We start from the raw sequence: 23,759 nt of genomic DNA on the forward strand, positions 1-23,759 counted from the left end.
ACCGCCCATGAACGTCCCTAAGCTCATTCAGGAAATTGCCATCCTTGCCCCCCCGTTTTTGTTGGCCCTCACGGTCCACGAATTTGCCCATGGTTTCGTCGCCTACAAACTTGGCGACCCAACCGCGCAGCGCTTGGGGAGGCTCAGCTTAAATCCCCTGCGGCATCTCGACCCCCTTGGGGTGCTGGCTTTCCTGATCATGAAGATCGGCTGGGCCAAACCGGTGCCGGTGGATGCCCGATATTTTAAAAATCCCCGCCAGGACATGATCTGGGTCTCGCTGGCCGGGGTTTCCGCCAACCTGCTGCTGGCCGTGGCCAGCGGCCTTGCCGCCCGCCTGCTCCTGCCGATCAGCAATGTGCTGCCCATGGCGATCTTCTGGCCACTCATCCAAATGATTGCCGCCAGCGTCTGGATAAACGTGATGCTGGCCGTCTTCAATCTGATCCCCATCCCGCCCCTGGACGGCAGCCAGGTGCTCAGCAACCTGCTCCCCCATAAGTTAGCCAGGATCTATGGCAAGCTGGAGCCCCTCGGTTTTTTCATCCTGCTGGCCCTGTTTTACACCGGCATCATCCCAAAGATCATGCACCCCCTGATCTCCTTTGCCCAAGGGCTGATCTTGGGCTAAAAATTGTTGCCGTCCCGCCGCATTTTTCATGCTACACTTGCTTGCAGGATGGCAAGCAGGCTGCGCTAATGCCGAGTGACCCAAAAGGGGTGCGTTGAATGAGTCCGGACAGCCCGAATATCCATGAAGTTCTTGCCTATGAGATAAAAAAGGAGATAGCAGACCGTTATTTCGGTTTTAGAAAACTCATCGAGGATGACAAACTCGATTTTGCCGAAAAAACGCGGCAATACTCCTTTATCCTGGAAAAACGGATCAGTTTTGATCTGATCCGCATCTACATCGTCCTCAAAGACGAAGACCTCATCCACCGGTTTCTGGCGCTTTCCGGTTTGCCGCCAGACCTTTTCTACGACCCCTACCTCACCCAATCCAACACCATCCGGCAAAGGGTCTTTTCCGGGGTGCGCATCCATGGGCTTACCCATTCCGGGCGCTTTAAAAATCTGATATTCGACTGCTACGAACGCCTTGAAGTGCATGTTGTCGAATACCGGTCCAAATTTACCGAACTCAAAAAATACCGGGACGAAATCAACGAAGAAATCAAGACCTTCTACCGGAAGAACGATCTGGGTTCCATCATGGGGTTCCTTAAAACTCTGGGCGACCCCAACAAGGCAGGCAGCATGGAAGGAGGCATGGAAGTTGGGATGGCCCAGGACATGGAAGCCAAAATGCATATCACCCCGCAACTGCCACCGGAACACTATCTGCCGGTTATCCAGTCCCTGCCTCCCTTGACGAGCATCAAGAGCGAGTTGAAAACCATCATTCGCGCCGCATACGAAAAGCACGGGGCGGAACTGATCCACCTTTTGTCCCAGAAAGACAGCAAGGCTGCACGATAAACACCCACAATATAAATTTGTTTTGTTTTTTCGGGGGAACACGGGTATAAAGTTTGACATACCTTAATTATTAATGCTGCCCTGGAGAACTAAATGAAATTCCCACCTGTATCACGTGTTCATCAGCTGTCGATTCCTGTTGTGTTCTTCACCGTTCTCTCCTGCTCGACCGCCGCTTTTGCCGCCCACCCCCTGATCACAGACGACACGGGCACCATGGGCACAGGCAAGGCCCAGCTGGAAATGAACGGCGAGTATGGACATGAAAAAGAAGAAGGAGTTACCACCAAAACAACGCAGGGCGACGCATGTTTCTCGTATGGGCTCAGCGACTCGGTGGATCTCGTTATTGACCTTCCCTATCTCCATTCCCGGGAAAAATCCGCAGACGGCACCGTAAGCGAAAATGGCTTCTCCGACACCGCCATCGAAGTGAAGTGGCGGTTCTTTGAGTACGAGGACTTGTCCCTTGCCATCAAACCCGGGCTCACCCTGCCCACGGGCAACGATGAAAAAGGCTTGGGCGCAGGCAAGGCAACCTATAGCCTCTTTTTCGTTGCCTCACAGGAGATGGACCCGTGGGCCTTCCATCTGAACCTCGGCTATATCAAAAATGAGAACACCCTGGATGAAGAAAAGGACATCTGGCATGCCTCCATCGCTTCCACGGTTGCCTTGACGGAAGAGCTCACCGCGGTTGCCAACCTCGGCGTTGAAAGCAACACCGACAAACTCGTTGGTACCGACCCTGCCTTCTTCCTGGCGGGCCTAGTCTATGCCCTTTCCGAGGAATTTGACCTTGATTGCGGGATCAAATACGGTCTCAACGATCCCGAGACTGACTACACCGTACTGGCCGGGGTCACGTGGAAATTCTAGGGGCGTTGGGCAAACAAAAAGAGGCAGCCCGGAATTCCGGGCTGCCTCTTTTTGTTGGAACCACAACTAAAAAAATACAATAAAATCAAATAGTTAAATGGGGCGGCGTCACTCGAATTATTAAGTTATCTATCTGAAATAACACAGTTATAACTTATGCTTCTTTTGCTGTTGCCCCCAGAGTTGCCCCCAAGCTGTACGTGATACCTCTCTTCATTTCTGTTGGACGAGAGTATTGCCCCATGAAGATTTTTGATCTCTCAAGAATTTTCCCAAAAATTTCTCCAACAAACTTCTTGAATTTGACTAAACCCTGAATGGGTATGTCGGCTGACCTTACCCCTGTGATTGTTCCAGTCTGCGATTAGCGATTTCGGCTTTTTGAGCCCGTTTAAAGGCTGCTGAAAATTCTTCTGGGGTCATGTTGTCCAGAGAGCTATGGGGCCGATTTACATTATAATCCGTTCGCCATAATTCAATTATTTCTTGGGCCTTGTGCAGGCTGACGAATACATGCTCATTGAGGCATTCGTCTCGGAACTTCCCATTGAAGCTCTCGATAAAGGCGTTCTGAACCGGCTTCCCCGGCTGAATAAACCTGAGCTTGACCTTGTTTTCAAAGGCCCAAAGATCAAGAGCTTTGCTGATAAACTCCGGGCCGTTATCCACCGTTATCACCTCCGGCAACCCGCGAGTCAGGGCGACACGATCAAGCACCCGGCTTACTCGCTGCCCGGTGAGCGAGTGGTCTGCCTCCAGAACCGGACATTCTCTGCTGAAGTCATCGACAACAGTCAATACCCGAAAACGGCGGCCACTGAAAAGGTTGTCGGAAACAAAATCCATGGACCAGTGTTGATTGATCCGTTCCGGACGATCCAGGACAACCCGGAGATGGCTTGTCCGTTTCTTGCGCTTCTTTAAGCGAAGGGAGAGCCCTTCTTCCCGGTACAGCCGTTCCGTCCGCTTATGATTGATCTGATAGCCTTCCCGCAGCAACATGGTGTGCAAACGAGGAGCGCCAAACTTGCGCCGCTGTTCCGCCAGCTCTCGCAGGCGGGACCTGATTTCTTCATCGTTCTTGGGTATCGCCTGGTACCGGCAACTGCTCCGGCACAACCCGACAACATCGCAGGCCCGTCGTTCGCTGAACTGATGGTTCTCTTGTAGATAGATCACCACGTTCCGCCGAGCGACAGGCGTTACCACTTTTTTGAGAGAACGTCCTTGATCGCCCGGTTTTCAAGCATTGCGTCAGCAAGCATTTGTTTGAGCTGTTTGTTTTCCTTTTCAAGCGTCTTCAGCCGTTTGGCCTCTGAAACCTCCATCCCGCCATACTTGCTGCGCCAGTTGTAAAAAGTCACATCGCTGATCCCGTGTTGACGGCAGAGATCTACGATTTTCATCCCCGCCTGGGCCTGTTTCAGTATGCTTATAATCTGTTCTTCGCTGAATCGTTTCGATTTCATGTCCGTCTCCTCGGTGAGGTTCTAGACCGAAATCACTAACTTCGCAATGGCTCAGTTTTTAGGGGCAAGGTCAACATCATTATTTCGCGCAGGTTTCGTTTTATCCAATCCATTTCAAAGCCTCTTCGAATTTGATCTACTTATACCCCAAAATGCCGTTGTCTTAACATTCTTCAATCTCACTCAAAAACCGGAGGCTCGGATCGGCACCACCTTTTCAACCTTCTCCGCTTTGATCCGGTCCAGGTAATCCGCCCACTCCTGCATCATCTTCCGGCGCTCAGGCAAAAATGTTGTCCGGTCGTAGGCTCTTCCAAGCGGGTTGTCCACTGCATGGGACAATTGCCGCTCAATCCATTCCGGCGCCATCCCTAAATTCTGCTGCAGCATGGTCCGGGCCATCGCCCGAAAACCATGGACATGCATTTCATCCTTTCCATATCCCATCCGCCGCAGGGCATTGGTTAGCGTTGCGTCACTGATCGCCCTGTTCCTCCCTCGCTCACTTGGGAATACCAAGCTGCCAGAACCGGTGAAATGAAAAAGCTGCCGCAGAATCTCCGCAGCCTGAGTTGCTAGGGGGACGACATGAACTTCCTTGGGGTTAGCCTCCTTGTCTCGCCGTGTCCGCTTCATTCTTCGAATGGGAATCACCAATTCTGCCCGATCAAGATCAACCTCGGACCACTCGGCAAGCCTCAACTCTTTGGGACGAAGAAAAAATAGCGGAGCCAACTGTAAAGCACACTTCACAACGAAGGTGCCATGATATTCGTCAATGGCTCGCAGAAGAGGTGCAGCACCCTGCGGATCGATAATCGCGGAAAAATGGCGTTTGATCGGTTTTGGAAAAGCTTCGTTCATCTTGTACGTGGGGTCCATGGTGGCTCGACTGGTGACAATGGCATAACGGAACACTTGTCCACAGTTAGCCAAGGTGCGATGTAGCGTTTCCAAGTGGCCACGCGCTTCAATCATGCGGAACACGTTGATTATTTCCGGCGATTTGATCTCATCAACAGGCCGAGAACCGAGCCAAGGAAAGACATTCTTTTCCAGTCTGTTCAAAATATTTTTTGAATGTGTTTCCGACCATTCAGTGTTAGCAAACTTGGCGTGCCATTCACGAGCTACGGCCTCAAAACTTCCCGATCCTGACTCAATGGCCTTGGTAGCCTTCCGTTCTGCGCCGGGGTCAATCCCTTGTGCCAGCAGCTTGCGGGCTACATCCCTTTTTTCCCTGGCATCCTTCAGTGAAACTTCTGGGTACACGCCAAAAGAGATCCGTTTTTCCTTGCCCCCAAAACGATACTTGAGCCGCCACCACTTGCCCCCAGCGGGGGCAACTTCCAGGTAAAGACCTCCTCCAGCAAAAAGGCGCAGAGGCTTGGCCGCTGGCTTAGCGTTTCGTATAGCTGCATCTGTAAGTACTGGGGACATAAGGCCTCCTCACAATCCTAACAATATTACCATACCCATGGGGGCAACAGCAACTAACCACTCCCCTGTTGCCCCTAATGTTGCCCCCAGTTGCCCCCGGTTGTCAATATTTTTCTTTACACCACACTGGACACAAAAAAGCCCACAAACCTTATGGAATGTGGGCTTACTGTACTTTACCGGACAGTACCGGAACTAAATTGGTGGAGGCGGCGGGAGTTGAACCCGCGTCCGAAAATACTCCCCTCCCGATATCTACATGCTTAGTTCTGTGTGGTTGCTTATCGTGCCTTGGCCCCTCCAGAACAAGAGGCTTTCGGCACTATCCTACTGAATTTCGCCATCGGCGCGGCAGGCGCGCACCGTAGGCTATCCCGCTAGTCGACGTTCTTTTCGGCCGCGCAGGAGTAGGCCGAAAGACCGGTAGCATTTAAGCTGCTACAGCGTAAGAATAGTCGTCTGCGACTATATTTTGCTCTACCTATTTTACGAGGTTGGTAGAAACCTCGGCATGCAACCTGAGCTTACATATCCCCGTCGAATCCGTTTCGCCCCCATGTTTGAATGAAAAGTTAACAACGACTACTGAAAAATCTATTTATATTTTAGCATGGCCCGATCAATCTCGCGGTCCGTATCTTTCTTCTTCAGCGATTCGCGCTTGTCGTAAAGCTTCTTGCCCTTGGCCAGGCCGAGAACCACCTTGGCCTTGCCCCGCTCGTTGAAATACATCTTCAGGGGAATCAAAGAGTACCCTCTTTCCTGAATCTTGCCAACCAGCTTGAGGATCTCGCGTTTCTTGAGCAGCACCTTGCGCTCCCGCACCGGGTCCGGCGCATCATAGGTGGCGTGGCTGTATGGCGAGATATGCACCCGCTGGAGAAAAACCTCGTTATTTTTGATCTTGGCAAAGCCGTCGCGCAGATTGGCCTTGCCGGCCCGGAGAGACTTCACCTCCGAACCCAATAGCATGAGGCCTGCCTCGATCTCCGACTCAATGGTAAAGTCGTGATAGGCTTTTTTATTGGTGCAGACAACCTTCACCGCCACATTTTCACCCGTACATCCATGCACAAACTCCAAGAAAAAAACCCTTGCTCCGGGGGAACAAGGGGATCATGACAGCACTATAATGCATCTTGGCTGAAAAAGCCAGGGGCGCGGTCTCGCGCGGCTAATCCGCCCCGGTTACACGCAAGGCCTCCTCCGGGGTAGTGATACCACTTTTCACCTTACACCAGGCATCCTCCTTGAGCGTGGTCATGCCTTCCTCCCTCGCCGTCTGCCTGATTTCCGTTTCGGCGCTTCCTCCGCTGATCTGCTTGCGGATCTTGTCGCTCATGGCAAAGATCTCAAAAATCCCGCAGCGGCCAAGATAGCCGGTACCCCGGCATTGCTGACACCCCTTGCCCCGCCGCAACTCAAACTCTCCGTCCTCGGTTACCGGCAGACCGAAACCGCGCAGCTCGTCGGCCGAGATGCGGAAGGTTTCACTGCAATGGGGGCAGATCCGCCGTACCAGCCGCTGGGCCATGGCCCCCAACAGGGTCGAACCGACCATGAAAGGCTGCACCCCCAGATCAAGCAATCGGCTGATGGAAGCAACGGCATCGTTGGTGTGCAGGGTGGAAAAGACAAGATGGCCGGTGAGCGCCGCCTGCACGGCATTCACCGCCGTGTCCAAATCGCGGATCTCGCCGATCATGATGATGTCCGGGTCCTGACGCAGGATATTGCGCAGGATGGTGGAAAAGGTCACATCCAGCTGCGGTTGCACCGGGATCTGGTTGAATTCCTCGTGCACCATCTCCACCGGATCCTCCACGGTGACCACGTTTTTCTCCGGGGTGGCGATCTGCTTGAGGGTCGAGTAGAGGGTGGTGGATTTACCGCTGCCCGTTGGCCCGGTGACGAGAAAAATCCCATGGGGCGCGGTCATAAAGCCCTGGTACACCGCAAGATCACGCTGGGAAAAGCCGATATTGCCCACATCCTGAAACAAAATCTCCGGGTCCAGGATTCGCAGCACCGCCTTTTCGCCGAAGGCCACCGGCACAGTGGAAACCCGAATCTCCGCCTCCTGGCCGCCGCGATCCACCTTGATTCGGCCGTCCTGGGGCCGCCGTTTCTCGGCAATGTCCATTCTGGCCAGGGATTTGATCCGGGAGATCACTGCGGCATGGACCACCTTGGGCAGCTTGTAGATGGTATGCAGCACCCCGTCGATTCGCAGGCGAACCTGGGCCTGCTCCCGTTTCGGTTCGATATGGATATCGCTGGCTCGCTGCTCAAAGGCGTAGTTGAACATATGATCCACCGCCGAGGTCACATGCTGGTCCGAAGAAGCCGCCTCCTCGGTGGAGGAGATGCGCACATACTGTTCGAGATTGCCCAGGTCCACCAGGGGCCGGGCCAGATGGCTTTCCGCGGCGGTGATGGAAGATTGGAAGCCGAAAAACTCGGCCAAGGTCTTGCGGATATCGCTCTTGGTGGCCAGATAGGGCTTGACCGAAAGCTGATTGGCCCGCTCAATCTCGGCCAGGACCGTTTTGTTGTCGGGGTTGCAGATGGCAACCTCAAGCACGCCGTTGGCAATGGAAAAGGGCAACAACAGATGGCGAAAGGCAAAGGTGCGCGGGATGGTTTTGGTAACCGTTTTCAGATCCAGCTCAAGGGGATCGAGCTTTTTAAAGGGCAAGCCCATATCCTTGGCCACAGCCCGGAAAATCAGCTCCTCGGTGAGGATCTGCCCTTTTTTCCCAGACAATTCCAGGTTCAGCGAGGAAATGATATCGACAAAATTCAGAGAGTCATCCCGCGCCCTGCCAGTATCGCTCTTGTGCCGGGCGCTGTGCTGCTTCAATAAAAGCTGGCGTTGTTGGGCCTTATGGCTTTCAACAAAAGAGCGCTGTTCTGGGGTGATCAGCCGGTTTCGCGCAAGTAATTCCAGAAGATATTTCTCGTCATTCAGCGTGGTTGTCATCCGACACAATCTCTCACACACACGCTGGTTATTCCGCCTGATTGGCAGCAATAACCAGCAGTTTTTAAAGGAACCCCCTGGCGACAAGCAAGTCGCCAGACAGCTGCGGCTTTGCTGCCCCATGCCATTTTGGTTAATCCGTTGGAGGAAGCGCCATTTGCCGTATTGCCTGCTGTAGCCGTTCTCCCTTTAGGATTATAATTTTTTTTGCCTCGGAAAGATCCACCCCCTTGCGGGCAACCTCCACCTGCACAAGTTGCCCCACCTGTAGATCGGCGCGACTTGCAGGCACCTCACCAGCCCCGCTGTCCACAACAATCAGCCCCATGACAAAGGAGTAATCTCCGACCTGCACCAGCGACTGGTTAGTCCCCAGCTCCACAATTCTCCCCACAAACATTTTTTCCGGGAGATATTTGGTTCCGGCCTGTGCGTCGAGCGGGGCAAGACAAACAACCAGAGCAAAAATGACAGCATATGCAAAATTTTTCATTGGCTGTTCCCCCTAAGGTTTTTGCCACCAGGAGCGCAATTTTGGTTTCATCCGAGGAAGATTTACCTTAAATGTCTCGGTTCCCCCTGTCTTGGTACCAACGACAAGGGTATCCTTGTGTAAAACTGGATTGGAGGCCATATCCTCTCCCAGATAAATCCCTGCAACCTGATATGTGTTCCCACTGGCATCCTTGATCATATCCTTACTGTCAAAAGTCTTGTCCCCGTTGACATCAAACACGGGGGTCGACAGAGGCTTGCCGGTGGCGTAATCCAGGGCAAACAACCACGCCTGGCCAGTTCCCTCGCAGACATCGGCCGCCGGGGTAAAGGTGGTGAAAAAAACCACCCCGCCCACGACCAAAGAGTCGCTGATCACTCTCTCGGAGGCCCCCCCGGAAACCAATCGGTTATTCAACTCCACCGCCCAGGAATATGGCGCTGGCCCAGGAGCGCTTCCCGAAACTACTCGATAATCTTTCCCGGTTGCAGCATTCGTTACCTTCGGTGTGGTGAAAACCGGCAGTGTGGCCAAAGTATGACTGGGGTAGGTGGTATCATCTCGAAGGCCGAAGAAGTACTGCATCGCAGTGGTCGTCTTGTCGGCCTGCACCTCATAGCTCCCGGTGCCAAAATAAATCCAGATGATATTTTCGGCATAGTAGGCATAGGACGGCTTTACCCTGATGGGGGTTGAATGATCCGGAGTGCCGCGATTGAAGCTGAACAGGGTGGAAACACTGGGGGTTTCGTTTTTCCCGATATTGGTCACCCGGTACATGGTCCCGTAGAGGTTGCCGGTGTACAGCCTGTCTCCTCGGTAATCATCATTCATCTCGGCAACCACCACTCCGCCCAAGGCGTCGTCCATCAAAGTGGATGCCGCGGAGGGGAGCTTGATCCTGTTGGTGGCAACCCCGGTGGCGTCTTTCCATAAAGGCACAGACGCATCGTTGGCCTCCACCCCGTAGAGGTATGCCTGTTTATTCGGCTGGTTGAGAATGTCCTCGGCATAGCCCGAGCCCCAGTAAGCACCCCATACCGTTGCGGTCGAACTCTTGACTCCGACCCGGTACACCTCCGGCTGCGCCCAGGTTTGGCCAAGCTGGCCGTCGGTGAACTGCCAGAGATATTTCACCCGATTGTCCGGATTAAGCGGGTCCACAGCCGCCGCATCAAATGGCCTGCCTCCCGTGACATCAAGAGCGAAATAGGCAGCGCCGCCACGCCGTAAACCGCTCATCAACACGGTTTTCCACTTGATGCCATCATAGATGTCCGCAGCCATGGGTGAGCCATCCACCAGATACCGGTGGCAGAACTCCGCGGAACACATATTCTTGGTGGGGTCACTGGCCTCATTGAGTTTGGCGAGGATACTGTTGGGATAAAATCGCCATTGCTCAACACCATCATCCAGCTTGAAGGCATGGAGGGCGCCATCATTGGAGCCAACATAAATCATGCTGTTCCGTTTGGCTTGCGCGTTTCTAAATGTAGCGTAGCTGTCGAACGGGTAATAAAAGGACGGCGCATCGACAATTACCGGGGTCGAATTGATGATATCCCCCAAAGACTTACAGAGATAATTGTCGCTGGCCAGGGTAGCGTCGGTATAGGGAACCACGGCGTTCGTAACCGTATCGATAACGGTATAAGGTTTCTTGGTCACCGGCATAACGGTGGAGGCCTTCCATTTCTGTGTGCCGAGGGTGGCAGTCTTGGTGTCATAATTGGTACAGGTCAGGTCTCCTGTCCACCCCCCCGCGCTGAACTGGGCGTTGACGATCAGGTCTTCCCGCCCGGCGGAGGTCGTTGGCGCCGGGGTGGCACCATAAAACACCTGCGCCTTGACATTGGTGGTAACATTCTCAAGAGCAGCCTCCAGATCGCTCTTGTTCTGGGCGATGAAGGGAACGCCCACGCTGGCAACCTCGTTATGCATGGCATAAAGGTCATCATCGGTAACGGCCTTCCCCCGCTCGTTGCTGATCTTTGCGACCTCGTTCAGCTGGGTGGCATCGTCAAGGCCAAACCCGATGGTCACGGTGGTGATCTTTTGATCGGCCAGTTTGCCTGCCTCGGTGATAACCCCGGCCAGGGTAGTATCCAGATTGCCCAGGCCGTCGGTGATCAGGATCAGGAATTTTGGCTGACAGGAAAGGGGTACATAATAAGCCCCCTCAAGATCGGCCTTGGTTCCGGCAAAATATGATTGGGCCTGCTGCATTGCCGGAACCAGCGGCGTGTACCCTGCAGGGCTAACGCTGGCGATTGAGGTCTGCAATTTGGCCTGATGGGCATCGTCATTGAACTTACAACCCGTATGCACCTTTGTGTAGTGGGTTGGATCGGAGCTGCTGTAGTCGCCTGTCCAGGAACCAAAGCCCCAAGCGATGCTGCGGTCCGCCACCAGTTTACTCAAGACATCCTTGGCAATCTTGATGCGTGATTCCTGGGTGGGGGGCGTCCAACTCGGGATGGCCCAGCTTACACTGGCAGTGCTTTTCGTCCGGCCCGTGATGTTCGCCAGGGGAAACAGTGCTGCGCTGTCTGCCGCTTCCCCGTAGATGGTCAGGGTGGTGGCAGAAGTATCGGCAAAGGAGGGAACAAAACGGATGCTTGCATTCAAGATCGTGGAATTCTTGGGAATATCCACGGCATCAAACCAAAGGCCGGTGCTATAGTTTCCTCCCAACTGAAGCGTCGTGTTTGTAAGGTACATGGTTCCGCCCAACTGGTGGGCATCAGCCCCCGAACGTATCACCGGGAACTCCACGTTGTCGTACTGTATGCTGTCATCCGCGTTAATGTAGCTCACGGTCAAAACAGGGGCGTATGCCGCGGAATTGTCATAGGATCTGGCCCGCCGTGCACCACTGCCATTTCCGGCAAGAATAAAAGCCATGGGGGGCGGGGGGAGGAGAGGGTCGTTCCAGCCTGGCCGGTTGACAATCTCCTGAACAATGGTTTTCACCTCCGGCGTTGCGTTGACCGCCAGGGATGAGTCTACCAGAGGCATCAAGGTTGTCATGCTGCCGGAAATATCCAACAGGATGAGAATGGCGGGGTTGACCAGATTTTCTGTATAGAGCGGAACCTCGCCGCAGGCGCTGCTGTGCGGCGCCGGTTGCACCGAAAGGCTCACCGGGATATCCACCGGAGAGTTAGTGGCGGTGGGGTCTGTAATGGTAATCGTCGCGGCATAGCTGCTGGCAACAAGACTTGCGGTGGAATAGGTAACCGTCAGGGTCTGGCTGGCGCCGGCAGCAAGGGTTCCGCTTGCCGGGGTAACAGAAAGCCAGGACGCGTCATCGATAATGGTATATACCAGGTTGGCGTTTCCGGTATTGGTCAGGGTAACAGAGCCATCAACAGGATTTGTTCCCTGAAAGGAAGAGATCCCCAGATTGACGGGATCGACGCTGATTTTTGGGGCAGCGGCCGGCAGATAGTCAATATGCAACAGGGGCGCCCGTGACGCTCTTTGGTTGTAGGAATACACATTGCGTCGTCCCGTGCCGCTAACAAACAGAGCCAAGGAGTTGCCAGTATTCCAGGTTCCCTGGTTGACGATTTCCTGCACAATGGCCTTGAGGTCAGGGCCCAAGATGGTCGTTCTGCCACTCCAGTTATTGCAGACATCTCGATCATTTGTCCAGGTTGTCGAGGCAGTGGTGGAATTCGCTGTTTTTCTGCCGGAAATGGAAGACGCGGCGCTACTGAACGTTGGCGCATTCCCGACCTTCTCGCCACGTACGGTCCAGGTAATGCCTTCGCCGCAAGATGCATTTTCCACCACAAGTTCAAGATGGGCTGCGGTTATTTGCGCATTCCGCGGGATAAGTGATGTGGTGAAGCGCAAACCCTCCAGCGTAGCCGGATCGGTTCCAGAACAATCGTCTCTACCAAATTCCAGATAATCATCACCCAAGCGAACTTCACCCAGAGTCCTCGCGCCGCTACAGCCAGCCTGAAGATACTCCTGGGCATCATCGTTGCCAGTCCCAACCCGGACTCGCAGCGTATCTGCAAAACACAAAGACGCAGAGAGCAAAACCAGAACACAGGCCGCAAATATCTTCCCAACGATTCGATATTTCATGGTGCACCTCACAGTTTCTTGCCATCAGCCACGACTGCGGCCATGATCAATATCCGGTCTTGTAAACCTTGCGGACAACGGTCTCGAGCTCCTGCGCACGATCGGCATTGCCGGTGATGGTGTAATAAAAATCCCGATAATCTCTGCCACCGCCCTGAGTAGCGTGATCTTCAAGATAGGCTGCCTTGTACCAATACGAAACCCCGTTAAGGATGCCATCTTGGGTGCCAGCGGGGAAGGTATTGTTGGGCACATCGGTGCCGCCATTGCCGAAATTCCGCACATTGTTTGCTTCCACCCCGACATTGACCACCGGCGGCGGCTTGGAAAAATCAACCATCCAGTTTGCCCCTTCCTGCCATGCCGTCTCAGCCACATACAGTTCCTGCACCATCTCTCGGGTATTACTGGCAATCTTCAACTCGACGTTGGTATTGCTCAGGGAGGTCGCGCCCAGGACAAGGAGTATCAGCATGATCAGCAATGCCGCCACCAGCACAAAGCCCTCCTCCCCCTTGCCAACTTTAAAAATATTCATCCCTTGCACCTACAGGAAATCCGTTTTGTAATAGGAATACTGGTACTGCTTGGTAAGCAGGCCTTCGCTCCACTGTACGGTAACATCGACCTGCTTCCGCGAGGTGTCCAGATTGGTTACGACCCAGCTCACGGTATAGGTGACCCCCCCCTGGGTTACTGTGGCGGAATGGTTGCCGGCGGTAAGTTCCGTTGCGGAGTTGTCCAGCACCATCAACTGCTCGAGGCGATCCATGGCCCCAAAAGAGGCCTCGGTGATCCGCTGCGCCCTGCTGTTGCCCGACATCACCATAATCGGGGTCGCGGCCACAGCCAAGAGTCCGATTGCCAAAATGGTAATGGCGATCATCACCTCGATCAGGGTGAAACCCTTCTCGTTGCTGGTCAGTCCTTGTGGGCTCATAGAATGAGGTTCCTGCACATGATGGTTGTCGTGAACATCCGACCCCGAATCCCAGTGGGCAGCGTCCAGGTTGTGCCCCCCGGTGAGGTAAATGAAGGTGCAACCGCATAGTTTCTGTCCGTGCCCGAGCTTTTGGCAAGAATCGTCACCTCAACCCCGCGCACACTCCGCATGTTTCCGGCATCCACCGAAGTAGCAATGTTAAAACCGCCAACGCCATTATCGATAAGATAGCGGAATTCAAGGCCATGGATATTCAAAACCGTGGGCACCCTACTGCCAATACCAATTTCCCGACCAAGATCATCGGCGACAGCCCCTTCACCGTATGCCTTGTACAGATCATAGGTGACCTTGATCAGATCACCGGGATCTGGGGGACCGACAGCTACATGAGGGGCGCCATCGCCGTCATAATCGACAGTGGTGTCCGTGGCAGAGGCGTCAAAATAGGTAAAAACAAGCTGACTGGAGTTGGAGCCAATACAAACGCCGGGGCCGTCAAGAACACAATCCGTCATCGTGGACGGGTCTAAGGCAACGATCGCAGGATTCCGATGACCAGCCAGCCGGATCTCCCTGCCCATTACCGTAATCGCGGCCCGAAAGTTCTGCTGGGTTTCAGCGATAAGTTCCTGGGAAGAGTAGGCTTTCTGCTGGGAACTGTAAATACTGTAAATCGCGCCCATGACCACCCCTGCCATGAGCATGGCAATGAGCAACTCGACCAGACTGAAACCTCGGTTGCCGGGGCAGGTCACAAGCAAACTTTTTTTATGGGACGGCAATCCTCTGGTCATATGGCGCCTGCGTCTGTTGATTTTTGTATCCGCACATTGCCCGTAGTGGAAACCGTTATCCTATAATACATGGGGGTGAGGTTGGCCAGCCTGACACTGCCGCCACCATTGGCAAGCCCCCGACTGTCATATCTGGCGCTGCCCGTTGCAAAGGTGGAGGAATACAGGGCGACGGTCGCGGGGACATTTCTCTGCTCCAGCACCGTTTCTCCGGCATCACAGCTTCCATCATTGTCAGCGTCCAGGTATACCCGATAACTGCCGCCCATTGTTGTGGCATTAGGGGTGGGGGTAAACTCGACCCCGACATCAATCTTCCTGGTGATGGCCTCGCTTCGCGCCCGTTGCAGGGTTGAGGCCAAAACCCGGGCCGCGCCGCGCAATTCCGCATTCCGCATCATTGCAGACATTTGCGGCATGGCAATCGCCACAAGTATAGCGAGAATAGCGATCGTGACCACCAATTCGGTCAAGGTGAAACCGCCTTCTCGCCTTGAAAATAAGGCCCTCTTCAGGTGATTCATTTTTTCTCCGCCATTGCCGGCTTTGACATCTTCCTCTGTCTCAAAAAAGAAATACGTGCAAAATACATACCGGATTATGCCACAATAAACACACGGGTGACAACCCGTGTGTTTATTGTGGCATAATAAGGAGAGAATAGTCACGGGAACCGCCCACGGACAGCTCCTCTATGTAGACAATATTTTATCAGGATTTCACAAACGACACTTATCAGGAAATGTAAAGAAACAAACATGGGCAACATTGTTGGCACCTGCCACGTAATCCCGCGAGGCGGGGATTGCGGCCCACTGAGACTCCGGCCAGCAGATAGGCGATTCCGGGATTATGCCAAGTCACGCCTTGCTGTGTCCCTATCCGCCTGCGCTCAGTTCCTTTTCCCACAAAGCCTCATTGCCTGGAGCCACACAAACTTACAAAATGTGTCACTTGTGACAATTATTGCCAACAGACAAGTTCAACGCCATCTCCGGTTTACCCAGAATCAATCGAGACAACTACATGAAATGAAAAACAATTTCACGGTGGCCTCATAATCTCTACGGTGTGGCATGAAAATTGGATTTGACGCAGACAATGGCAATGTCATAGTATTTATGTACTATCAATTTTATGCACATCACCACCCACAAAAAAAGGAGCGCATCATGAACAATCAGAAAGGTTTCACCCTGGTCGAGCTGATGATCGTTGTCGCGATCATCGGTATCCTGGCGGCCATCGCCATCCCGCAGTTCGCCGCCTATCGGCAACGGGCCTTCAACTCCGCCACCGTCAGTGATCTGCGAAATTTCAAGACCGCCATGGAAGTATCTTTTGCAGATAATAATGCCTATCCAACCCTCTAAACCAAAACACAATACTCTATTGAACAAGGAGATGACCCCATGAATAAATATTACATGAGTATCCTGGCCGTTGCCGGCTGTCTGGCCCTGCCCATGAGCGCCTTGGCTGTCGGCACCCCCCTTAGCATTGCCACCTCTATTGGGGGAACCGTCGCCTGGGCCCCCTCAAAAAGCGTGGCCCTTAATGTTACCTCCGATGCCGTAGCCTTTTGTGCCACTGCTTTGCATGCACAGGGTACAGAAGAATACGGGTTGCTATCTTCAGACACCAAAATTTACTTTAGCACGATCACACCTGCTGCCAATCAACTTCCCCAAACGACAACCGCAACTTCTCCCTTACCCGCAGTCAAGGCCGGCGCTACCGCTTGGTTGCCCAAATAAGGTCCCGACGCCAGCCACAGCCCCTGGGGTTCGCCCCCCTCGGACTGACGCACTGAAGTGATCACAAAAGAGGCTTGGCGCCGCAAGGCACCAAGCCTCTTTTGGCGTCTCATTGAGATCACTTCCCCTGTCTCTGCATCCCATCCTCAAAGGTATCCACCATGCACCACCTGATACTCATTACGTGGAAGGGGTTGCTCCGCGACCGGATTCTGCAAGGAATCCTGGTGGCAACCGGCATTTTCCTGTTCATCCCCTCGGTCAGCGTCCTGTCCATGCGGCAGGTGGGGGAGCTTGCCATCACCCTCTCCCTGTCTCTCTCCTCGTTCATCCTGCTGCTGATCGCGGTGTTCTGCGGGGGCACGGCGCTCTGGAAGGATATCGACCGGCATTCCATCTACAGCGTCTTGGGACTGCCCATCAGCAGGACCAATTATTTGCTGGGTAAATTCTTCGGCATCGCCGGCTTTCTACTGCTGATCTCTTTGGTTCTCGGGCTCTTGGCCTGCGGCACCATCTGGTATATCTCCCAGGCCGATCCGCCAGCCCGGCCAATCCTTTGGACAAACATCCTGCTTGCCCTTGCCTTTGACTGCCTGAAGTACATCATGGTAGTGGCGGTGTCCTTTCTTTTCTCCACGGTGAGCACCTCTTTTTTTCTGCCCATCTTCGGCACCATCACCCTGTTTCTTGGCGGCAACGTCACCCAGGAAGTCTACGATTACCTGCAAACCCCTGCGGGGGCTACTTTACCAGCACTGACCAAGCAGATCGCCCTGTTTTTGTATTACCTGCTACCCAACTTTGCGGTGTTCGATCTCAAGGCAAATGCCGTTTACAGCATCCCCATCCCTGGCAACGGAATTCTGCTGCCGCTGGCATACAGCCTTGCCTACAGCGGCCTGCTGCTTTCCGCAGCCGCAATGCTGTTTACCAGACGCGAGCTGCATTAGACCATGAAGCAGGCCTTGTCCCTGACATTATACGCGGCATTTCTCCTCTGCCTGCTGGCACCAGTCGCCCGCCACATGCAGGAACGACCCTTTGTCCAACGCGTCGGAGTCAGCCCCCAGCCCGCAGTCATGCGCTTTGTCACCGCCGACCAGAAACAACTCTTCGGCGCCCTGGAGGTGCTCAAGGTGCTCATCTATTACGGCACCTCCCTGGAAAAATCCCAGCAGCAGAGGGACATCGTCCATGATTTCCAAGGCATGTATCCCCTGATCAAAACCGCCACCCGGCTAGACCCCTACAACATGGATGCCTATTACTTTGCCCAGGCCATTTTGGTGTGGGACATGCGCCGCATCGATGAGGCCAATGCGCTGCTCGACTACGGCATGCAGTACCGAACCTGGGATCACTACCTGCCATTTTTTGCCGGATTCAACTATGCCTACTTCCTGAAGGACTACGACAAGGCGGCTTTTTACTATAAAAGAGCTGGGGAGTTAATCGGCTCCGACCTGTTCATTCGCCTGGCCAGCCGATACATGTACGAGGCCAATCAAACGGGTCTGGCCATCGCCTATCTACAGACCATGAAGGCTGGCGCCCGCGACGAGACGATCAAAAAATCCTTCGACCTACGCCTGACAGCCTTCATTGCAGTCAAACGCATCGAAGACGCACAGGCAGCCTTTCTCCGTGACCTGGGCCGACCAGCCAAAACAATCGAGGAAATGACCCAGGCCGGCTATCTTGCCACGCCTGTCATCGATCCTTACGGCGGCACCTTTTATCTGGACAATACGGGCCGGGTGCGCACCACCAGCAAGTTTGCCGCCCTGCCAAACAGCAACTGAACGCGATGAATAGCCCTACTCTGACCAAGGAAACGACCATGGATGCCATCACTATTGAGGCGCTCTCAAAAACCTTCAAGGGAAAACGCGGTCACGCGGTGGAGGCGTTGCAAGGATTACAATTGTCCATCCCCCCTGGAGAGGTCTTTGGCTTCCTCGGGCCAAACGGCGCGGGCAAAAGCACCACCATCAAAATTCTGATGGGCCTGATCCGAGCCACTGGCGGCCTGGCCTCGATCTTGGGGATACCGGTCAGCTCCCATACCGCGAGGCGCAACGTCGGCTATCTCCCAGAAAATCCGTCATTCTATGATTACCTTACCGCCGAAGAATACCTGCGCTTCACGGGGAAAATGTTTGGCATGGCCGGCCCCATACTCCATGAGCGTTCCCAGGCAATGCTTCACCGCCTCGACCTCTGGGAGGCACGGCAACGGCCAATCCGCACTTACAGCAAGGGCATGACCCAACGACTCGGCCTGGCCCAGGCCCTGCTCCACGACCCACAGGTATATATCCTCGACGAACCGATGAGCGGCCTTGACCCCATTGGTCGAGCCCTGGTTCAAGAAATCATGCTAGAACTGAAGGCCGCAGGCAAGTGCGTCTTTTTCAGCACCCACATCACCAGCGATGCGGAGGCGATCTGCGACCGGGTGGGGATCATCCTCCAAGGCCGGTTACAGTGCGTCGAACGGGTTGAGGCCATCATGACGCCCGACGCGAAGCTCTCAACCATGGAACCTCCACAACGGAGTCTGGAAAAATTTTTCCTCGAAATCGTAAAAAAAGGCAGCCATTGACAAAGCGCGCGCAAATTCTCGCCATTATCGCCGCCATTCTGCTCGTTTTCTTTCCGGTGATCTTTGGGGAAATCTGCGTGGTCGATGACCGCGGCATGCTCGCTGCCTGCCTCAATCATCCCTGGGACCTCAAGGCCATATTTTTTCCGGGCAATGGCGGCGGCCTCTATTATCGCCCCCTGACCATCGCCACCTATCTTCTGGAACTCAACCTCAGCGGCCCTGATCCCGTGTGGATGCATTTGGTCAATGTGCTGGTGCATCTGGCCAACACCCTGCTGGTCTTCCGCCTCGCCTCCCAGCTTGTTCCCCAGCTCGCCGCCCAGACAGAGGAAAAAAATAGATTCCTTCCCTTGGCGCTCGCCCTTCTCTGGGGATTTCATCCGCTTGTCACCGAATCCGTCGGCTGGATCTCCGGGCGGACGGATATCCTCGCCGCCTTTTTCGTGCTGCTCAGCACCTCCTTCATCCTGCGCTTCCGGGAAACCCGGTCACCTCTTTCCCTTGGCCTGGCGCTCCTCGCCTTTTTCGGTGGAATCCTTTCCAAGGAAGTGGTCATCACCTTTCTGCCCGGCGCGCTGCTGTTGCTCCTCACCCCGCATGGGACAGCCGAGGAAAGCGTCTCCGCCCGTAGAAAAAAAATCGCCCTGTTTCTCGGACTAGGCTGCCTCGTTCTCCTTCTCTTTTTCCTGATGCGCTCCTTCGCCTTCTCTTCCAACTACGGCAAAATTGGCCTCACACTCAAAATTCTCCAGAATAACCCCCAGCACGGCATCTTCACGGTCCTCAGGGCCTTCGGCTTTTACATGAAAAAACTCTTCTGGCCCTGGCCGCTCAATTTTGCCATCGACGGAGTAGACCCCCTGTATGAGCTGCTCGCCTTCCCTTTGTTGGCGTTCTGTCTTGTGCTCCTCTGGAACCGCTCTCTCCTGGCCTCTCTTTTTCTTGCCGGAGTTTTTCTCATTGCCCCGGCCTTTACCCTCGCCATGGGCCAAATCGCCTGGATGCCCTATGCCGAACGCTACCTCTATCTGCCCTCTATTTTTATCACCCTGGCCGCTGGCCTTTTTGTCGCGGAACACCTTTCTCCCAAAGTACCAGCAATCGTCGGCAAGATTGCGCTCATGGGCATCATCATCCTTTTTGCCGCGACCACCTTCCAGAGAAATCTCATCTGGCAGACCAACCTGGCGCTCTTTGAGGATACCGCCATAAAATCGGACGGGAACCGGACCATCCTGGCACTCCTCAGCTCGGCTCTCCTTAGCTCCAATCAACCAAAAAAAGCACTTGCCGTGGCCCAACAGGCAGCCGCCACCCCGATGCTCGGCTACAACCCCGACGCCGACAATCTCATGGGAGAAAGCCTCTTCCGACTTGGCAGGACCGAAGAAGCGCTGGCCGCCTACGCGAGGGCTTACCAGCGCAGCAAAAAAGACTCCCAGAGCGCTCTGGAGGGAATGGTGGAAATCCACACGGTCTCTATTTATCAACATCCGCAGGATATCTCGACAGCAGGACATCTTCTTGCCCTCGAAGAGGCAGGTCTCGCACTTTTCAAAAAAACCAAGGATCCGATGACGCTTTACCAGCTTGGCAAAGCCTTCCACGCCGCTGGCAAGACGAAGAAGGCCCGAGAATACTGGCAACAGGCCTTAAGCCACATGCCCCCTGACCATGAGTACCGGGCATTCGCCGCCAAGCTTGTACGCAACCAGCAGGGTGAAACATGAACTTTCTCCGGCTTCTGCGCCCAAAACAATGGCTCAAAAATCTGATGCTCCTCTTTCCGCCGCTCTTTGGCGGAGTGCTTTTCGCGCCCGAAGTCTTCCACAATCTTGCCATCCCTTTCCTGGCCTTTTGCCTGGCATCGAGCGGCAATTATGCGATCAACGATGTGCTGGATGCGGAAAAAGACGCCTGCCATCCGATAAAGAAAAATCGGCCCATCCCCTCCGGCGCCATCCAAGCCAAAACCGCCCTCATGGTAGGCGCCTGCCTCTTTATTGTGGCACTGACGTTGGGCTTCACCGTTTCCATGCCATTTTTTTTCACCCTGCTGGGCTACCTGCTCCTCTCATCGGCCTACAGCTTTCGACTCAAAAATATCCCGGTGGTGGATATCTTTTGCGTCTCCGCCGGCTTTCTCCTCCGCCTGCACGCCGGTAGCATCGCCTGTAATATCCCCATCTCCGACTGGCTTTTTTTGACCGTTTTCCTGCTCTCCATCTTTCTCAGCCTTGGCAAACGCATCGCGGAAAAACAACTGCTCCAAAACGAATGTGTCCATCACCGCCCGGTGCTTGAGGAGTACCCCCTCAATTTTCTCCACGGAACCATGTACATGACCGGCGCCGCCGTTCTAGTCACCTATGCCATGTATGTGGTGATCCACCCTGGCCTGCTCTACACAATTCCTCTTTGCTGTTTCGGGCTATTCCGGTATATGTATCGGGTCATAAAGGATGCCAACGGTGACCCCACCGAGGCGCTACTCCAGGACAAGGTGCTCCTGTCTGTCAGCCTGCTGTGGTTGATGATGATCAGTTACACCCTATATTGCATCAAATAATGAAACCATCCCCCCCGCCCCTCTTACAGAGCAAAGCGCTCCTCACGCGAAACACCATCATCAACATTGCCGGACAAGGTATTCCTCTTGCCATTGCCATCTTTGCCGTACCGATCATAATACAACGGGCGGGAACGGATCGATTTGGGGTTTTAACCCTCATCTGGTTGATCATCGGTTATTTCGGACTATTCGATTTAGGCCTTGGTCGGGCTCTGACCCAAAAAGTATCACAGGCTCTTGCCGCCGGAAAAAACCAAGAGATTCCGGGACTCCTTCATGCCTCACTTCACATCACCATAGCGCTAGGAGTCGTCGCGGCTGCCCTCCTTTTTTTCTTCGCTTCAGCACTTGTTATTCGGGTGCTGAAAATCCCTCCAAGCCTGCACCAAGAAACCATCGTGGCGATTGAGGTCATGGCTTTTTCTCTCCCGGCAACACTTAGCACCGCCTGTTTGCAGGGCTACTTGGAAGCGATACAGCGTTTTGATCTCATAAATTGGGTGAAAGCGACCCTCGGCGGCTTTACTTTACTGGCCCCTCTTGCGACTCTCGCATTTTCGCCTAGCCTCATTCCCATTGTAATCATGCTGGTTGTTGGAAGAATAATGGCATTTTTGGTATTTTTTCTCCTCTGTCGGCGGTCATTGCCCACACTTTCCCAAGCGCCCAGGCCAAATTCCCATGCCATCGCAAGCCTTTTCAAGTTCGGCGGCTGGATGACGGTAAGCAACATCATTGGCCCATTGATGGTTTATCTCGACCGTTTTTTGATTGGCGCCATAATTTCCATGGCGGCAGTTGCATACTATGCCACCCCATATGAGGTCGTGACAAAACTTTGGATACTACCTTTTTCTGTGGTCGGAGTCCTTTTCCCTGCCTTTGCCATGAGCTATGGCAAAAACGACAATCAGTATCTCATCCGGCTCTTTGACCGAGGGCAAGCATATCTCTTCATGGGGCTTTACCCGATTACACTCATTATAATAACCTTCGCCCATGAAGGATTAACCCTTTGGCTTGGTAACGAGTTTGCCTCCAATGGCACCGTGACCATGCAACTTCTCATGCTCGGCGTTTTTATAAATAGCCTGGCATTAATTCCATACACCTTAATTCAAGCAGTTGGGCGGCCAGACCTGACCGCCAAGCTGCATATACTTGAGCTTCCCCTTTACATCGTTCTGCTCCTGTGGCTGCTCAAAAACTACGGCATTGAAGGGGCTGCCATTGCCTGGGTTGCGCGGATCATCCTCGACACCGTTGTCCTTTACTCTCTGGTAAGGAGCAAGATTCTGCCGGAGGCAGCACGTCCCATAAAAAAAATTATCTTGGCCATATCAATATCGTGTATTTTAATCTATTTTCCAGCCAACATGGCCCAAAACTTAGAGATAAAACTGGTAGCCGTCCTTCTTTTTTTGATATTATTTTTTTATAGTTGTTGGTCGCGACTCCTGGACACCAAAGAAAAATATTTTATAAAAAATCTTTTTTCGAACACTTGAGACAGATGAAGAACCTCATACGGAAAATTCTTCGAAAAATCGGCCTTCGCTGGCTCGCGGGGGATATTGGCTTTTTTCGAGAGTCAAAACTTGCCCGTCAATACTGCATCGGCAAAGGCATCGAAATTGGCGGTTCCGCCCACAACCCGTTTGCCCTTGATACACTGAATATTGATTATTCTAATTCCATGGAAACCAGCTTCAAAAAAAATGAGAAACACTTATGCGGCAGGGCCCTTCCTGTCGATATCGTAGCCGCTGGCGACTATTTACCTTTAGCGGATGAAAGCCAAGATTTTGTGGTAAGCTCCCATGTCTTGGAACATTTCGCTAATCCTATAAAGACGCTCCTTGAGTGGGACCGGGTCATCCGACCGATGGGTATCATTTTCATGATCGTGCCCCACAAGGAAAGAACTTTTGACAAAAAAAGGGGCCGCACCCCTCTTGTTCACCTAATTGATGATTTTCGCCGCAATGCCAGCGGCCCCACCGATGATGAGCACGGTCACCACCATGTGTGGATTACCGAAGACATCGTGGAACTCATACATCACATGATATCAACGTATCAAGTGGCCTGGGAATTGCTCAGGGTTGAAGACAGAGACGATAAGGTCGGCAACGGTTTCACCGTTATTATCAGAAAACTCAAAAGCAGGGCGGGAACCGTCATCGCCAGCGATCATCGCAAAAGCTGCCATTGAAGGATAATCCC

General features: G+C 53.6%; 22 protein-coding genes and 1 other RNA gene. 12 read left to right on the forward strand and 11 right to left on the reverse strand.

The annotated features are described in order from the left end of the window. Positions 1-7 precede the first annotated feature (7 nt). The 3 genes from ACZ46D_RS10225 (at position 8) to ACZ46D_RS10235 (ending at position 2,361) form a co-directional block, all read left to right on the forward strand. Positions 8-631 carry a site-2 protease family protein gene (locus tag ACZ46D_RS10225; RefSeq protein WP_464927334.1) on the forward strand — a complete coding sequence of 208 codons (624 nt, stop codon included), beginning with the start codon at positions 8-10 and terminating at the stop codon, positions 629-631. Positions 632-729: 98 nt separating this feature from the next. Then, positions 730-1,482, forward strand: coding sequence for a hypothetical protein (locus ACZ46D_RS10230; protein ID WP_464927335.1), 753 nt, complete (start codon positions 730-732; stop codon positions 1,480-1,482). 93 nt (positions 1,483-1,575) lie between these two features. Next, complete coding sequence (locus ACZ46D_RS10235; RefSeq protein ID WP_464927336.1) at positions 1,576-2,361, forward strand: transporter; 786 nt, start codon at positions 1,576-1,578, stop codon at positions 2,359-2,361. A gap of 336 nt (positions 2,362-2,697) precedes the next feature. Here the strand turns inward: ACZ46D_RS10235 and ACZ46D_RS10240 are convergent. The 11 genes from ACZ46D_RS10240 to ACZ46D_RS10290 form a co-directional block, all read right to left on the reverse strand. Next, positions 2,698-3,830, reverse strand: a protein-coding gene (locus tag ACZ46D_RS10240) for an IS3 family transposase (RefSeq protein WP_464926980.1) whose coding sequence is annotated in 2 segments (ribosomal slippage) — positions 2,698-3,578 and positions 3,578-3,830 — 1,134 coding nt in all. Because the reading frame shifts where the segments join, the coding sequence is not laid out codon by codon here. 183 nt (positions 3,831-4,013) lie between these two features. Then, the gene (locus tag ACZ46D_RS10245) at positions 4,014-5,270 is read right to left on the reverse strand and encodes a tyrosine-type recombinase/integrase (RefSeq protein ID WP_464927337.1); all 1,257 of its coding nucleotides are present in this window, start codon (positions 5,268-5,270) and stop codon (positions 4,014-4,016) included. Positions 5,271-5,471: 201 nt separating this feature from the next. Then, positions 5,472-5,826, reverse strand: a transfer-messenger RNA (tmRNA) gene (gene ssrA, locus ACZ46D_RS10250). Between the two features lie 38 nt (positions 5,827-5,864). After that, positions 5,865-6,320 (reverse strand): SsrA-binding protein SmpB, encoded by a 456-nt coding sequence (smpB, locus tag ACZ46D_RS10255; protein WP_464927338.1) that lies wholly within the window; start codon positions 6,318-6,320, stop codon positions 5,865-5,867. Between the two features lie 124 nt (positions 6,321-6,444). Continuing rightward, a complete protein-coding gene (locus ACZ46D_RS10260) occupies positions 6,445-8,253 on the reverse strand; it encodes a GspE/PulE family protein (RefSeq protein WP_464927339.1) in 1,809 nt (602 codons plus the stop codon). 133 nt (positions 8,254-8,386) lie between these two features. Then, positions 8,387-8,746, reverse strand: a complete 360-nt coding sequence (locus ACZ46D_RS10265) for a hypothetical protein (RefSeq protein ID WP_464927340.1) — start codon at positions 8,744-8,746, stop codon at positions 8,387-8,389. A 12-nt stretch (positions 8,747-8,758) separates the two neighbouring features. Further along, on the reverse strand, positions 8,759-12,853 hold the full coding sequence (locus ACZ46D_RS10270; protein ID WP_464927341.1) for a PilC/PilY family type IV pilus protein: 4,095 nt from the start codon (positions 12,851-12,853) through the stop codon (positions 8,759-8,761). Between the two features lie 46 nt (positions 12,854-12,899). Beyond that, complete coding sequence (locus ACZ46D_RS10275; RefSeq protein WP_464927342.1) at positions 12,900-13,391, reverse strand: PilX N-terminal domain-containing pilus assembly protein; 492 nt, start codon at positions 13,389-13,391, stop codon at positions 12,900-12,902. Positions 13,392-13,400: 9 nt separating this feature from the next. Then, positions 13,401-13,793, reverse strand: a complete 393-nt coding sequence (locus ACZ46D_RS10280; RefSeq protein WP_464927343.1) for a type IV pilus modification PilV family protein — start codon at positions 13,791-13,793, stop codon at positions 13,401-13,403. Then, positions 13,790-14,593, reverse strand: coding sequence for a prepilin-type N-terminal cleavage/methylation domain-containing protein (locus ACZ46D_RS10285; RefSeq protein ID WP_464927344.1), 804 nt, complete (start codon positions 14,591-14,593; stop codon positions 13,790-13,792). Before ACZ46D_RS10285 ends, ACZ46D_RS10280 begins: the two co-directional genes overlap by 4 nt. Continuing rightward, a complete protein-coding gene (locus ACZ46D_RS10290; protein WP_464927345.1) occupies positions 14,590-15,117 on the reverse strand; it encodes a GspH/FimT family pseudopilin in 528 nt (175 codons plus the stop codon). Before ACZ46D_RS10290 ends, ACZ46D_RS10285 begins: the two co-directional genes overlap by 4 nt. A gap of 648 nt (positions 15,118-15,765) precedes the next feature. Between ACZ46D_RS10290 and ACZ46D_RS10295 the strand changes: the two genes are divergently transcribed. The 9 genes from ACZ46D_RS10295 (at position 15,766) to ACZ46D_RS10335 (ending at position 23,748) form a co-directional block, all read left to right on the forward strand. Then, on the forward strand, positions 15,766-15,966 hold the full coding sequence (locus ACZ46D_RS10295; protein WP_464927346.1) for a pilin: 201 nt from the start codon (positions 15,766-15,768) through the stop codon (positions 15,964-15,966). Positions 15,967-16,005: 39 nt separating this feature from the next. Then, positions 16,006-16,350: a hypothetical protein gene (locus ACZ46D_RS10300; protein WP_464927347.1), complete on the forward strand. Its 345-nt coding sequence runs from the start codon at positions 16,006-16,008 to the stop codon at positions 16,348-16,350. A 161-nt stretch (positions 16,351-16,511) separates the two neighbouring features. After that, on the forward strand, positions 16,512-17,303 hold the full coding sequence (locus ACZ46D_RS10305) for an ABC transporter permease subunit (RefSeq protein ID WP_464927348.1): 792 nt from the start codon (positions 16,512-16,514) through the stop codon (positions 17,301-17,303). A gap of 15 nt (positions 17,304-17,318) precedes the next feature. Further along, positions 17,319-18,155 (forward strand): hypothetical protein, encoded by an 837-nt coding sequence (locus ACZ46D_RS10310; protein WP_464927349.1) that lies wholly within the window; start codon positions 17,319-17,321, stop codon positions 18,153-18,155. A gap of 38 nt (positions 18,156-18,193) precedes the next feature. Then, positions 18,194-18,958: an ABC transporter ATP-binding protein gene (locus ACZ46D_RS10315; RefSeq protein ID WP_464927350.1), complete on the forward strand. Its 765-nt coding sequence runs from the start codon at positions 18,194-18,196 to the stop codon at positions 18,956-18,958. After that, a complete protein-coding gene (locus tag ACZ46D_RS10320; RefSeq protein WP_464927351.1) occupies positions 18,955-20,691 on the forward strand; it encodes a hypothetical protein in 1,737 nt (578 codons plus the stop codon). Before ACZ46D_RS10315 ends, ACZ46D_RS10320 begins: the two co-directional genes overlap by 4 nt. Continuing rightward, positions 20,688-21,530, forward strand: coding sequence for a decaprenyl-phosphate phosphoribosyltransferase (locus tag ACZ46D_RS10325; protein ID WP_464927352.1), 843 nt, complete (start codon positions 20,688-20,690; stop codon positions 21,528-21,530). Before ACZ46D_RS10320 ends, ACZ46D_RS10325 begins: the two co-directional genes overlap by 4 nt. Beyond that, on the forward strand, positions 21,530-23,041 hold the full coding sequence (locus tag ACZ46D_RS10330) for a flippase (RefSeq protein WP_464927353.1): 1,512 nt from the start codon (positions 21,530-21,532) through the stop codon (positions 23,039-23,041). Before ACZ46D_RS10325 ends, ACZ46D_RS10330 begins: the two co-directional genes overlap by 1 nt. A gap of 5 nt (positions 23,042-23,046) precedes the next feature. Beyond that, the gene (locus tag ACZ46D_RS10335; RefSeq protein ID WP_464927354.1) at positions 23,047-23,748 is read left to right on the forward strand and encodes a class I SAM-dependent methyltransferase; all 702 of its coding nucleotides are present in this window, start codon (positions 23,047-23,049) and stop codon (positions 23,746-23,748) included. The last annotated feature ends 11 nt before the right edge of the window (positions 23,749-23,759 follow it).

The organism is Thiovibrio sp. Mzg5 (assembly GCF_055379285.1).